This window comes from uncultured Psychroserpens sp. (assembly GCF_947500255.1).
Lineage (GTDB): Bacteria > Bacteroidota > Bacteroidia > Flavobacteriales > Flavobacteriaceae > Psychroserpens.
In genome coordinates, this window is the sequence record NZ_CANMRL010000005.1 from 71916 (window position 1) to 85651 (window position 13736).

General features: G+C 32.7%; 14 protein-coding genes. 7 read left to right on the top strand and 7 right to left on the bottom strand.

All coding sequences use genetic code 11. From position 1 onward, the window contains the following. The first annotated feature begins 3 nt into the window (after positions 1-3). Together Q0783_RS13935 and Q0783_RS13940 are read left to right on the top strand one after the other, a co-directional pair. Positions 4-1281, top strand: coding sequence for a glycosyltransferase (locus tag Q0783_RS13935; RefSeq protein WP_298896114.1), 1278 nt, complete (start codon positions 4-6; stop codon positions 1279-1281). Next, positions 1281-2744 (top strand): polysaccharide biosynthesis C-terminal domain-containing protein, encoded by a 1464-nt coding sequence (locus Q0783_RS13940; protein ID WP_298896116.1) that lies wholly within the window; start codon positions 1281-1283, stop codon positions 2742-2744. Before Q0783_RS13935 ends, Q0783_RS13940 begins: the two co-directional genes overlap by 1 nt. 6 nt (positions 2745-2750) lie before the next feature. Here Q0783_RS13940 and Q0783_RS13945 read toward each other — a convergent pair whose 3' ends face one another. Beyond that, positions 2751-3176, bottom strand: a complete 426-nt coding sequence (locus Q0783_RS13945; RefSeq protein WP_298896118.1) for a hypothetical protein — start codon at positions 3174-3176, stop codon at positions 2751-2753. Between the two features lie 103 nt (positions 3177-3279). After that, positions 3280-4536, bottom strand: a complete 1257-nt coding sequence (locus tag Q0783_RS13950) for a hypothetical protein (RefSeq protein ID WP_298896120.1) — start codon at positions 4534-4536, stop codon at positions 3280-3282. 166 nt (positions 4537-4702) lie between these two features. Between Q0783_RS13950 and Q0783_RS13955 the strand changes: the two genes are divergently transcribed. Next, a complete protein-coding gene (locus Q0783_RS13955) occupies positions 4703-5302 on the top strand; it encodes an aspartyl/asparaginyl beta-hydroxylase domain-containing protein (RefSeq protein ID WP_298896122.1) in 600 nt (199 codons plus the stop codon). 86 nt (positions 5303-5388) lie between these two features. Here the strand turns inward: Q0783_RS13955 and Q0783_RS13960 are convergent, their stop codons facing one another. Continuing rightward, entirely contained in the window at positions 5389-6087 is a 699-nt protein-coding gene (locus Q0783_RS13960) for a hypothetical protein (protein ID WP_298896123.1), read from the bottom strand. 214 nt (positions 6088-6301) lie between these two features. Here Q0783_RS13960 and Q0783_RS13965 point away from each other — a divergent pair, with 214 nt between their 5' ends. After that, the gene (locus Q0783_RS13965) at positions 6302-7381 is read left to right on the top strand and encodes a DUF3667 domain-containing protein (RefSeq protein ID WP_298896124.1); all 1080 of its coding nucleotides are present in this window, start codon (positions 6302-6304) and stop codon (positions 7379-7381) included. Between the two features lie 73 nt (positions 7382-7454). Here Q0783_RS13965 and uvrA read toward each other — a convergent pair whose 3' ends face one another. Beyond that, complete coding sequence (uvrA, locus tag Q0783_RS13970) at positions 7455-10238, bottom strand: excinuclease ABC subunit UvrA (protein ID WP_298896497.1); 2784 nt, start codon at positions 10236-10238, stop codon at positions 7455-7457. 232 nt (positions 10239-10470) lie between these two features. Between uvrA and Q0783_RS13975 the strand changes: the two genes are divergently transcribed. Further along, positions 10471-11055 carry a sigma-70 family RNA polymerase sigma factor gene (locus Q0783_RS13975; RefSeq protein WP_230935357.1) on the top strand — a complete coding sequence of 195 codons (585 nt, stop codon included), beginning with the start codon at positions 10471-10473 and terminating at the stop codon, positions 11053-11055. Between the two features lie 58 nt (positions 11056-11113). Then, on the top strand, positions 11114-11257 hold the full coding sequence (locus Q0783_RS13980) for a hypothetical protein (protein WP_230935356.1): 144 nt from the start codon (positions 11114-11116) through the stop codon (positions 11255-11257). Between the two features lie 41 nt (positions 11258-11298). On the opposite strand, the gene Q0783_RS13985 is transcribed toward Q0783_RS13980, so the two are convergent. The 3 genes from Q0783_RS13985 to nth all read right to left on the bottom strand — a co-directional run bounded on the left by Q0783_RS13985 (position 11299) and on the right by nth (position 13176). Next, positions 11299-11847, bottom strand: a complete 549-nt coding sequence (locus tag Q0783_RS13985) for a hypothetical protein (RefSeq protein ID WP_298896125.1) — start codon at positions 11845-11847, stop codon at positions 11299-11301. 64 nt (positions 11848-11911) lie between these two features. Then, entirely contained in the window at positions 11912-12466 is a 555-nt protein-coding gene (locus Q0783_RS13990; protein ID WP_298896126.1) for a hypothetical protein, read from the bottom strand. Between the two features lie 53 nt (positions 12467-12519). Continuing rightward, positions 12520-13176: an endonuclease III gene (gene nth, locus Q0783_RS13995; protein WP_230935354.1), complete on the bottom strand. Its 657-nt coding sequence runs from the start codon at positions 13174-13176 to the stop codon at positions 12520-12522. A 31-nt stretch (positions 13177-13207) separates the two neighbouring features. Between nth and bcp the strand changes: the two genes are divergently transcribed. Continuing rightward, complete coding sequence (bcp, locus tag Q0783_RS14000; RefSeq protein WP_298896128.1) at positions 13208-13663, top strand: thioredoxin-dependent thiol peroxidase; 456 nt, start codon at positions 13208-13210, stop codon at positions 13661-13663. Positions 13664-13736: the final 73 nt, after the last annotated feature.

Here is a 13736-nt window from a genome sequence, read left to right on the forward strand (position 1 = left end):
CGAATGAAAAAGCAAATTCTCATCATCACATATTATTGGCCACCGGCAGGAGGACCAGGTGTACAGCGATGGTTGAAATTTGTCAAGTATTTGCCAGAATTTGATATTGAACCTATTGTGTATTGCCCTGAAAACCCAAGTTATCCAATGATGGATGAAAGCTTATTACATGAGGTTTCGGCAGATCTAAAGATAATCAAACAGCCTATTAATGAACCCTACCGTTTTGCAAAAGTGCTTTCTAAAAAGGGTGTCAAGCAAATAAGTTCAGGAGTGATTCCAAAACAAAAAAAACAATCTTTCATTCAGAAATTGTTATTGTATGTACGTGGTAATTTCTTTATTCCTGATGCTCGTAAAAACTGGGTTAAACCTTCGGTTAGATTTCTTACAGAATATATTAAAACTCATCATATTGATACCATTGTAACTACTGGTCCGCCACATAGTCTACATTTGATAGGATTTCAGTTAAAAAAACAATTGAATGTAAAATGGTTGGCCGATTTTAGAGATCCGTGGACATCTATTGGATATCATAAAGAGTTAAAACTTACGAGACGTTCGCAAGAAAAGCACAAACAACTAGAAATCTCTGTCCTTAATTTTGCAGATGTAGTTATAGTCACCAGTGGTAACACAAAGCGAGAATTTGAGTCTGAAACAGATACACCTATATCAGTCATTACAAATGGTTATGATACGCATCATATTCAACGGCCACCAAAAGATGACAAGTTTACGTTAGCACATATAGGATCTTTACTATCAGAACGCAATCCAATACACTTATGGGAAGCCATTAGTGAGCTTATTCAAGAGCATGACGATTTTCAAAGCGCATTTCAGTTAAAACTTATTGGTGTTGTTAGCGAAGATGTATTACAAACGTTACATAATCACGGATTAGAAAGTTACATCAATAATTTAGGCTATGTAACTCATGAAGAAGCGTTGAGACAACAAATGGCGTCACGAGTATTATTATTGGTAGAAATTGATTCAGAAGATACTAAAGTGATCATTCCTGGAAAATTATTTGAATACATGGCATCTGGCACTCCTATTATTGCTGTTGGCCCAACAGACTCAGATGTTGAGACTATCTTAAAGACTTCAAATACAGGTCATTATTTCTATTACGATAAAAAGGAACACATGAAATCTCAAATTTTATCGTATTTTAATGCATACAAATCCGATTCATTAGTTGTAAGTGCTATAGGGTTGGAGCAGTATAGTAGAAAGTCGCTAACCAAACGTTTGTCTGAGATTATCTAATGGGAATTGTTATAAATCAATCCTTTAAAAACACTATAACGACGTATTTAGGTTTCGGTATTGGAGCCATAAATGCCCTTTTTCTGTACACCAACTTTATTACAGATGAGTATTATGGATTAGTTGCCTATATTCTTTCTGCAGCAAACATTATGATGCCACTTATGGCCTTTGGTGCTCATAACACCATCGTAAAGTTTTACTCCACATTTAAAACTAAAAATTCGCTTAATAGTTTTCTTACTCTCATGCTACTTTTGCCTTTGGTTTTATCTATTCCAGTAGCTATTGTAGGGTATTTGGCTTATGATGCAATCGCTGATATTCTGTCTCAAAAAAATGAGATTGTACGTAGTTATCTCTGGTATATTTTTATTACAGCGATATCGATGTCTTACTTTGAAGTGTTCTATGCCTGGATGAAAGTTCAAATGCAAACAGTATTTGGAAATTTTATGAAAGAGATATTTCATCGTGTTGGAGCCATGACGCTTTTGTTTTTGGTGTATTTTAATGTGATTACTATAGATCAATTTTTAATGGGAATTGTTGGTGTATATGTGTTAAGAGCATTTATCATGATGTTATATGCGTTTACAAAGCGCTTACCAGTATTTCGATTTAACAAAATCGACAAATTGAGTTCTATTTTAAAGTATTCGTCACTTATTATTATCGCTGGTTCAATAGCAACGCTTATTTTAGACTTGGATAAAGTGATGCTTAATAACTTTATAGAGCCAATTTCAGTAGTTGCTCATTATAGCGTTGCAGTTTTTATTGCTACAGTAATAGCTGTGCCGCAACGTGCTATGCATCAAATATTATTGCCTTTAACGGCGAAGTTCTTAAATGAAAACAATAAAACAGAGCTCAAAGATTTATATCAACGTAGTTCATTAACGCTTTATGTGATTAGCGGGTTTATTTTTTTGCTAATTGTTTTAAACATTAATGAACTCTATGACATAATTCCGCCCGAATTTAGCGGAGGTTTAATTGTCGTGTTTTTAATTAGTGTTGCTAAATTGTATGATAATCTTTTAGGGAATAATAATGCCATTTTGTTTAATAGCGACTATTATCGTATCGTATTATTATTTGGTGTTATTTTGGCTGTACTTGCCGTTGTATTGAACCTAATTCTAATACCACTTTATGGCATAAACGGTTCGGCTTTAGCTACGTTTATAGCTATTATCGTTTATAATACCATAAAGGTCTATTTTGTAAATCAAAAATTTGGAATGCTTCCTTTTACTTCGGAAACTTTAAAGATTTCGATAGTATTATTATGTATTGTACTAGGGTTTTACTTTTGGGATTTTCCTTTTAATCCTTTTGTAAATATTGCCCTAAAATCTATAATAATAGCAATTGTATATGGGATTTTAATTTTAAAGCTTAATGTTTCTGAAGATATCTCTTCAATGATGATGAAGTATTTAAGATTAAAAAAATAATATGCTCTATTTTTTGTTTTTTATGTACTCTAGAATTAGAGTGTTCTCATTTAACTTATTAATTTTATAATATCGCGTTCGAGTTGTATGTCTTGGGTATAGAATTAGAATACCGTCGTTTTTATTTAAAGCCCAGTCCGACTTTTTTTCTTTACTAGGAAGTTCATTTCCACACCATCTTTTGGGTTTTCTATGACGTTTAGGATATTCATAATTAAAGTCACCTACATTAGATATTTCTAACTTTGCAAAGTTTTTTTCTTCACCTTTAGATATATTTCTTGTATAGGTTATCGTGTTTGTATCTTGACTTACAACAAACCATGTTCCTATTAGTACATCAAAATCCTGTTGTTCTTTTTTGATGTTTTGTCCTAAAACGCTTGTGGTTGTGGCTACCATGAGAATGACAATACATAATTTATATTTCATAATTGAAGACTTTAATATTTTTTTAAACGAGAAAGTCCCATAAGGTGCTTTGAGGCATACGGCTTATGGGACATTCTACTAACCAACCAAAAAATTTATATTGTTACGATCGTGATCTTCCTCTTGATGTTCTTGAGTTTCTACTTTTAGAAGAACTTCTAGAACTTGATGTTCTTACCGAAGACTGTTTTCTACTTCTAGACTGCTTTACAGTTGAAGAAGATTTGTTGCTTCGTTTGTTACTAGATATACGAGTATTAGTTGTGTTTGGTTTTCTAACATTCGTATTTTTTCTAACGTTTCTAGTTGTCGTTTTATTATTAGACACAGACCTAGGTGATTTGGTCACATTTCTAGTTCCTGAATTTGATCTTGGAGAAGTTGTTCTTATCCTAGTATCTCTTTTCGTCTTTGTATTTGCTCTACTATTATCTCTAACAGTTCTCGTATCTCTTGTTCCAGAGTTCACTCTATTATCATCTCTTGTGATTCTAGTATTAGATCTCGTAGTTCCTCTATTTCCTCTTGTGCTAGAAGTACCTGATGATACATTTCTTGTTCCACGTCTCGTTGTGCTTGATACATTTCTATCACCTCCACGTCTCGTTGTAGTAGCTTCTTGTCTGTAGCGTTCATTTGCTCTACGTCCAGTAGTTGCAACAGTACCTCTTCGACTACCAACTCTTACGGTTTGTCTTACATTGTTTCTGTAAGGTCTGTAATATGTATGTCTTACAGGTGTGTAAAACTGTCTGTAAGGTCTTGCATATACAACACAGTAGTTTACAGGTGGAATTACATAATATGTATGCCATGGTCTAAACACATATGCTCTATTATAAACATTGATAAACCCAGTACAGTGTGTAAATGTTCTATATCTGTTATAATGAACGTATAATCCTCCTAAACGAGCAACACGACCATAACTATTATAGTTTATATTAATATTCCCTATTTGAGTAACACGTCCATAGTAATCGTAGTAGATAGGAGTGTTCTCAATTTGAATAATAGCACCATAATCGTCATATTGAACATAAGGATTATAGTCATAACCACTATTGAAACTAATCGAAACATTTCTAGTATTAATCCCTACATTAACGTTTGGTCCATAATTTTGCATATAGAAATCAAATTGACCATCAGGAAAAATAGAAAACTCTATTCCACCTTCAACAAATATGAAAGAATTACCATAACCTCTAACATAGTTGTACGACGTGTTTGACTCTACTGTGTTGGTGGTTGTTGCATTAGCTGTTGTTCCTACTAGGAGCAATACTGCAAAAAATGATAAAATGCGTTTACTCGTCATTTTCATTTTTCTTTCGAATTTGTTAATCTTTGATTTCATAATTGTAAGTGTTTTTTGATTACAAACTTTATAAAACAATTAGCGTGCCAAAAAACATTAATAAGTTTAAGTATTTGTTTTCGAGTTGTTTAAAAACAGGTAAATCTACCTATATGTATGAGAAGGAGGAAGTTTATTTTAGTACTGTTAATTTAAATTGATAGATATGATTGCAATCAAGGATTCTGAAGTGCTAAATGATCGTGTAAAATTACCGTTTCAATTTGATGCTAATAAAATGCTGAAAGAATACTTAGCGTTACAAGCTTCTGATTTTGAATATTATAATGTTATTCAATTAAGAGCGCCATCTCACATCGTAGACCCATCATTGCCAATACCACCTCCTGCGAAAGATTATGCTGATGGTTCTTGGACGGAATGGTCAGATGCAAAGGAATTAAATAGCTCACCATATCTCAAAGAGATTATCAATTCATTTAAAGAAATTACTACAGTAACTTTAGTAAGACTACTAAGGTTGGCACCTAAATCTGAAGTTAAGGAGCACACAGATCCAACATTGGGACTAGAGGTAGAGCGATCGGTAATTCGATTAACCATACCGATTGTAAAAAATGAAGGTGTTACATTTTATTTAAATGGTACACCTGTTGATATGAAACCAGGAGAATGCTGGTATCTGAGACTAACTGATGCGCATCGTGTTGTGAATTCTGGAGATATAGAACGTGTGAATTTGACCATTGATATGATTCCTAATGAGAATTTACGCTTGCTCATTGAAAGTATGTTTAGATCTTAAAAATCCCGAAGGCTTGGGGAAGCACATCGGGATTCTATATATGTTCACTTATAATGTGAACAACCAACTAAAAAAATCAAGACTTTTTAATCTTTGTATTTTTTATTCTTTTTTTGTTTAAACTTTTTATGTTTTTTGATTTTACCATTCTTTCTGTAGTAGTAGAAATCGTCATCAAAATCTCCATCATAACCATAGTCATCATATTGATTTCCTCCAATTCCAGACCCTACACCACAGTTTAGTGTTGCATTGTGATGGTTTACGATACCATTAATATGAACAATCTCTCCCCATCTGTTATAGTTAACTCTAAGTCCGCCTACTTGACGAAGAAATCCATTTCCTCTTTGGTAACTCATATATACAGATCCAGCACGTTTAATTCGGCCTCGTCTGTCGTAGTTAATAAATACATTACCAATTCTACGTACTTTACCATAGCTGTCATGTGTAATGATAACACCTCTTGGTCTTGGCGTAGAGTAGTGAACTCTGTTTACTGAACCTGGTGCACCATAAGTAGTGTTAACAGAACCTCTACGAGTTCTTGTGGTTCTGTAGTAGGTTTCTGAAACGTTGTTTCCGAATTCTGTATTGAAATCGAAACTTCCGTCAGGAAAGATTAAAAATTCTACACCACGCTCAATGAACACTATTGGTTCTGCAAAACGATAGCGTGAATTATTAAAATCAATTCCTTGTGTTGCAGTTATTGTTTCTGCTGCTGTTACAGTTGTTAATCCCATCAACAAACCTGTAAATAATAGTACTAATTTTTTCATAGTAAATAAGGTTTTAATTTTGCCTACTCATAATTGTAGCTTTTCGGCTTACGCTATATGCTTATGATAAACCAATATGCGTGCCAAAGTTTTAATTATTTGATATTTAAGTAGTTACATGTATTTTTGTAAAGGTTGGTAAATTCTGATGTATAAAAAGAAACTCCTGACTTCAATTTTTTTATTACTTTTATCTAACTAACCAATCCAACTTATGGAAGATCAAATATCTAAATGCCTAAACTGTGATTCCGAATTAAAAGAGCAGTTTGAATTTTGTCCAAACTGTGGTCAGAAAACGGAAGAAAATCTTACCATGGGTGTATTGTTTTACAATACGATAAGCAATTATTTTTCGTTTGATGCGCGGTTTTTAAAAGGCTTTATTCCATTGATGTTCAAGCCAGGTTTTTTACCTCAAAAGTTTATCGAAGGTAAGCGCTTGGTGTATTTGCATCCAGGGCAGATGTATTTATTTGTTGCTTTTATTTTCTTTTTTGTGTTTTCATTTACGGTTACTGAAAATACAGATGTACTAAATAAAAAACTGCAAAAAAACGACAATGTTACTCTTGGAGGTATACCGCTGGATAGTATGCAGCAACCTCAATTGGATTCTTTACAAATAGAGAGAATTACCAAACCCATAAAAGACAATAAGAATGCTTTAGGTATCAAAGATGAAGACGTTAAGGTACTTGATTCTATTATAAAAAGTGAAGCTAATAAAGATCCTCGAAATACTGCTCTCACTTTTGATTTTGATCAAAAAAAGGTGGACTCGTTAATTAAAATCGATGCTAAAGAGGATGACATCATTAGGGCCATGGGAATGCCCGAAGATGCTGGGTTTGTAAAGCGAAAGTTTTATACACAAATGCTAAAGCTCTATAAAGAAAAAGGTGTAGGTACCATTTTACTTACATTGTATAACAGTTTACCTATTGCCTTATTTTTCTTATTGCCAATTTTTGCACTCATTTTAAAAATCTTATATTTTAAAAAAGGACCTTATTCTCATCATTTGGTTTTTAGTTTATACTTCTTTTCCTTTTTATTTACGGCGTTTTGTGTTTTGTATTTAATAAACCTTATTGTAGATATTCCAGATTGGATTGATTGGTTATTGTTCTTTTCTACGTTCTTTTATTTGATGATAGCCGTCAAACGATTCTATAGGCAAGGATGGTTTTTGAGTTGGTTTAAAAGCGGTGTAGCGACGTTTTTATTTTTATTATTCGTAGCACCTTTAGCCTTGTTTGTAGTTGGAATGTTCTCGTTTATGTTTTATTAATATGCGTATTAAAGTGTTCTAGTCGAATTTGAAAATGGTGTTTTAAAATAACAGATGTACTGTGTGATACAAATTAAATCTTATCTTTTAAATACTCACCAGTAATAGACTTCTTATTCTTAACTATGTCTTCAGGAACTCCTTGTGCTATGAGCTGTCCGCCACGATTTCCGCCTTCAGGTCCTAAATCGATTACATAATCTGCACATTTTATAAGATCGAGATTGTGTTCAATTACAATAATCGAATGTCCTTTAGTAATCAATGCTTGAAATGATTTCAACAGTTTTTTAATATCATGAAAATGTAAACCAGTTGTAGGTTCATCAAAAATAAATAGCGCATTATCACTTTTAGATCCTTTTCCAAGGAATGATGCTAATTTAATTCGTTGTGCTTCTCCACCTGAAAGTGTAGAAGAACTTTGACCAAGAGCCACATAACCTAGACCAACATCTTGCAATGGTTGCAATTTGTTTTTAATTTTTGAAATATTATGTTGATCAAAAAAAGCAATAGCATCATCAATGGTCATAGTTAAAATATCGTCAATATTTTTACCTTCAAAGGTGACTTCTAAAACATCTTTTTTGAAACGCTTTCCATTACAGGTTTCACAAGTTAAATGCACATCGGCCATAAATTGCATTTCAATGGTCACTTCACCATCGCCTTTGCAAGTTTCACATCGACCACCATCAACATTAAAGCTAAAATGCTTAGCTTGATAATTACGAATCTTACTCAATTTTTGACTCGAAAATAATGCTCTTATGTCGTCATATGCTTTAATATAAGTTACAGGGTTAGAGCGAGATGAACGACCAATAGGATTTTGATCTACAAACTCAATATGTTTAATGTTTTTATAGTTTCCTTTTAATTCGGTAAACTGTCCAGGTTTATCCCCAAATCCTGTAAGTTGTTTTTGAATAGCCGGAAAAAGAATTTTCTTAACTAGTGTACTTTTTCCACTACCCGAAACGCCAGTAACAACGGTGAGCATTTCCAAAGGGAAAGTCACATCAATATTTTGTAAGTTATGTTCTCTGGCACCAACAATTTCGATTTGATATTTTGAGGTTCTTCTATTTTTAGGCAGTTCAATCTCTAGTGTTTCATTTAAGTATTGTGCTGTTAATGACTCCGAATTTAAAATATCTTGATAGGTTCCAGTAGCGACAACTTCGCCACCAAAAGTCCCGGCTTCTGGTCCAATATCAATAATTTCATCTGCGGCTTTCATAATATCTTCATCATGTTCAACAACAATAACAGTGTTACCTAAATCACGAAGTGCCTGTAGTACTTTAATTAGTTTCTCAGTGTCTTTAGGGTGAAGTCCAATACTTGGCTCATCTAGTATATACATTGATCCTACTAAGCTACTTCCAAGTGATGTAGCCAAATTAATACGTTGACTTTCACCACCAGATAAAGTATTCGATTTTCGATTTAAGGTTAAGTAGTCTAATCCAACATTACTTAAAAATGATAATCTGTTGTTGATTTCTTTAAGCAAACGCTTGGCAATACTTGTATCATAATCATCTAGTTCTAATTGCTTGAAAAAATTAGCTAGATTATCAAGAGGCATTTCTACTAAATCTGTAATGGTGATACCTGCAATTTTCACATAATTGGCTTCCTCTCGTAATCGTTTTCCTTTACAGACATTACATTTTGTTTTTCCACGATAGCGCGATAGCATCACGCGATTTTGAATTTTATAAGCTTTAGACTCTAATTCGGTAAAGAATGAGTTCAAGCCTTCAAAATAGTCATTGCCAGTCCAAATCAATTGTTTTTGTTCGTCTGATAATTCAAAAAATGGTTTGTGAATTGGGAAATCAAACTTATGAGAATTATTGACCAATTGATCGCGATACCAACTCATGCTTTCACCTCGCCAAGGAAAAATTGCATTTTCATATACCGATAGTCCAGTATTAGGTATCACCAGATCTTCATCAATACCAATAACATCGCCATAGCCTTCACATTTTGGACACGCACCATAAGGATTATTAAAACTAAAGAGATGTGGATTGGGCTCTAAGAAGGTCATTCCATCCAATTCAAAACGATTATTAAATTCTGTACGCTTTTGATCAGAAAGGGATTCAATAGTACAAGTCCCTTTCCCTTCAAAGAAAGCAGTTTCGATAGCATCTGCTAATCGATTATAAAAGTCTTCTTCATGTTTAACTACAATTCGGTCAACAACTAAGAACACATCTTTTTTTATACGTTTCTCGATAGCATCATCAATTCTTAAAACTTCTTCATTATACTGAACCCGAGCATATCCTTGTTGCTTTAAAACATTTAGCTTATCATCCATTGTACGTCCTTCTTCCAAAATAATAGGAGAGAGGAGCAATAATTTGTCACGATCATCAAAAGACTTTACTAAGTCTAAGACGTCTTTGGTACGATGCTTTTTGACCAACTCTCCGGAAATAGGTGAGTAAGTCTTCCCGATTCTAGCAAACAGTAATTTTAAGTAGTCATAGATTTCAGTTGTAGTTCCAACAGTAGAACGCGGATTGGTACTATTTACTTTTTGTTCAATAGCAATAGCTGGAGCAATACCTTTGATAAGATCAACTTTTGGTTTATTAAGCCTTCCTAAGAATTGACGCGCATAGCTAGATAAACTCTCTACATAACGACGTTGACCCTCAGCATATAGGGTGTCAAAAGCTAAACTTGATTTTCCAGAACCCGATAAACCAGTAATCACCACTAATTTATTCCTTGGAATAACGACATCAATATTTTTTAGGTTGTGCAATTTTGCACCTTTTATAATGATATTTTCTTTAGGGTTTAGGTCTAAAATGTTACTGTTCATAGGAGTTGTAGCGAATAAGAAAGTGCAAAGATACGTCTTTTGATCAAGCTTAGAAAATGAATTATTGTTCATTAAAATGTTAAAGTTTTATACTTTTTTTTGGAATTCCGGAATGATTGTTGTTATATTTGAGAACATAAACAGTTAAAACCGAGTTGCCTATATTATAATATTACTTTAAAAAATGTAACCCCAAGCTTAGATTAAATTCTTTGCCCTTAAAGTAATAATTATGAGACACGAACTTATCACGGACGCTGTTTTAGTAAAAAACTACATGAATGGAGACGAAAGTGCTCTATCAGTCCTTATCCACAGACACAAGCAGAAAATTTACAGTTTTATTTATTCAAAAGTCTTTGATAGAGATATCACTGAAGATATATTTCAGGATGCTTTTATTAAGGTTATTAAGAATCTAAAACTAGGGAAGTATAATGAAGAAGGTAAATTTTTGCCTTGGGTGATGCGTATATCTCATAATTTGGTTATTGATCATTTCAGAAAGAACAACAGAATGCCAAAATTTGATAATTCGGGTGATTTTAATATTTTTTCTGTGTTAAGTGATTCGGCTATGAATGCTGAAAAACGCTTGATTAAAGACCAGGTAGAATGTGATTTAAGACGTATTATAGAAGAACTTCCTGAAGATCAAAAAGAGGTGTTAATTATGCGTATGTATAAGGATATGAGCTTTAAGGAAATCTCAGACAGAACGGGTGTTAGCATTAATACTGCTTTAGGGAGAATGCGTTATGCACTCATTAATTTAAGAAAGGTCATCGATAAGAATAATATTATTTTAACAAATTGATACAATAAGTTAAGTTTTGTTGCGTTAATAAAAGTGATAACAAACTAAAAAACGTAAAATGGCAAAACTTTACTCAGAATGTCCCCAAAAACAAAACGACCTCAACCCAAAAGAAGAGACAGTGGATTTTCTTTTGAATTATTCTAAGGCTTTAAGTGTTATACATTATAATAATTTGAAGTTTGAAGCACTTCAAAACTAAATTTGAAAAAATCCTGAATCGTTAGTCTTCAGGATTTTTTTTTATACTACTACTAATAGCTTTTCGAAGCTATTTAACTCATGTGTTTCGGTATCTAATTCAATCATTAGTTTACCTTTTTTTAAAGTAACCAAATGCACATCTTTATTTTCTAAAAGAGAACTAAGAATTATTATTAAATCTGAAATGAGCTTAGAAGGCTTTTGGTCAGATATTAGTACATATTTACTATGTTTATTTAGTGTTGATGTACTTTTTTTGAAAGTATCTAGAATCGATTTCCTTCTAATGGTGAATTTCAAATTTGTGTCTAATTGTGTAGACCATTTTGTTCGAATTCTCAAGCTTTGTTTTTTAGATGATAGAAATATATTCCAATTATAAGTGAAAGTAGATTTTTCATACATCAGCGTCCAAGATCTTGGCTGGTCAATTTTTCCAGATATGAGATAAGACCAAGCATTATAAGTTCCTTTTACTTTTCCTTTCTTAGAAGCAATATAATTTTCAAATTCTTGACAAAATTCTTGATTCTTTTTATAGAAAGTGGACGATAATTCTGTTGAAGTTGCATCTGATTTGATTTTCATAAAATTAAAGTGCTTATCTATGTGTTCGAATTAATCATAAAATGTTACACTTTAAAGCGTAAATCTAATCTTCAATGTAATGTGTTTTGAATAGTACTTCGACATAATTACTCGTTGTCAAGTATTCCTGTTTTAAGCGTTTTAAATAATTGATAACCTCATCTCTGTCTTTATAATTTGGTTTTAGACAATTATTAGAATCATTGTCCCAAATAGTAATTGCTATATACCAATCCTCATGTCTGGATACATAAAAATCTGATAACTGCGAATCTATATTCTTACTTTCTAAGGCTAAATCTATAACGATAGGAGCAAAGTTGAGTGTTTTATTTGGAATTTCTGCTTCATAAAAAGATAGAAAATATTGTTTATTCTTTAGTTTGAATGGGACATCGTAATCTACATCGATATGATTTAACTGAAACTTAGTATTGATGTAATTGTAGAATTCATTAGCCTCTTTTGTGTCTTGAAAGATAAAGGCATATTCCTTTGGTAGTGTACGTCTAAACTTTTTAGCGACCATTATTTTTTGGTCTTTAATTTTTGGAGCTATTCTAATAGGTATACAGGATGTAACTAATATGATTAGTGTGAAATAGTAGATTGATTTCATAAAAAGAGTTTCCTCTCAATGCACAATTATTATACCAAATAGACGATTATTACCTATTTCAATTTTTTGTAATAATCATCTAGAACCGACTTTCTACCTATAGTCTTTGTGATGATATCTTTATCTAGATTCCAACCCCTAGCTGGTGAATATTCTCTTCCATACCAAATGATTTGTAAATGAAGATCATTCCATAATTCTTTTGGAAATAAGCGTTTTGCATCTTTTTCGGTCTGTACCACGTTTTTACCGTTAGTTAGATTCCAACGGTACATCAAACGATGGATGTGTGTGTCTACAGGAAAAGCAGGAATCCCAAAAGCTTGAGACAATACAACAGCAGCAGTTTTATGACCTACAGCTGGAAGTGCTTCAAGTTCCTCATAGGTTTGAGGTACTTTACCATCGTGCTTGTCGATCAAAATATGTGATAAACCATAAATGCCTTTACTTTTCATAGGAGACAGACCAACAGGTTTTATGATTTCTCTTATCTCTTCAACCGAAAGCTTAATCATATCATAAGGATTATCAGCTTTCTCAAACAAAAGTGGTGTAATTTGATTAACACGTACATCGGTACTCTGTGCAGACATTAATACTGCTATAAGTAAAGTATAAGGGTCTTTATGCTCTAAAGGAATTGGAATTGTTGGGTAAAGCTCGTTTAACGTTCTTATAACAAAATCTACTTTCTCTTGTTTGGTCATTGTTGTATATTTGATCACAAAAATAAGCAATATGAAGACATTAAAAGCAGGAGATAAAGTACCAAATTTTACAGTCAATGATCAAGATGGCAATGCGGTCTCTCTTTCTGACTACAAAGGGAAAAAATTAGTTGTTTTTTTCTATCCTAAAGCCAATACACCAACATGTACAGTAGAAGCTTGTAACTTGGGAGAAAATTATAAAGCTTTGCAAGATGCTGGTTATAATATTTTAGGTGTAAGTGCCGATTCTGAAAAGCGCCAATCTAATTTTAAAAATAAATTTAATTTTCCTTATCCGTTATTAGCAGATACAGAAAAGGAAGTGATTAATGCTTTTGGAGTTTGGGGACCTAAAAAATTTATGGGACGCGAATTTGATGGTATCCATCGTATCACGTTTATTGTTAATGAGGACGGTGTTGTTGATCGTGTTATTGATAAAGTAAAAGCCAAAATCCATACAGACCAGATTTTAGAAGCATAACCGAAATAGGATACTTAAATACTAAAAAAAGCCGCATATTAAATATGCAGCTTTTTTTTTTTGTGTCTTTTAT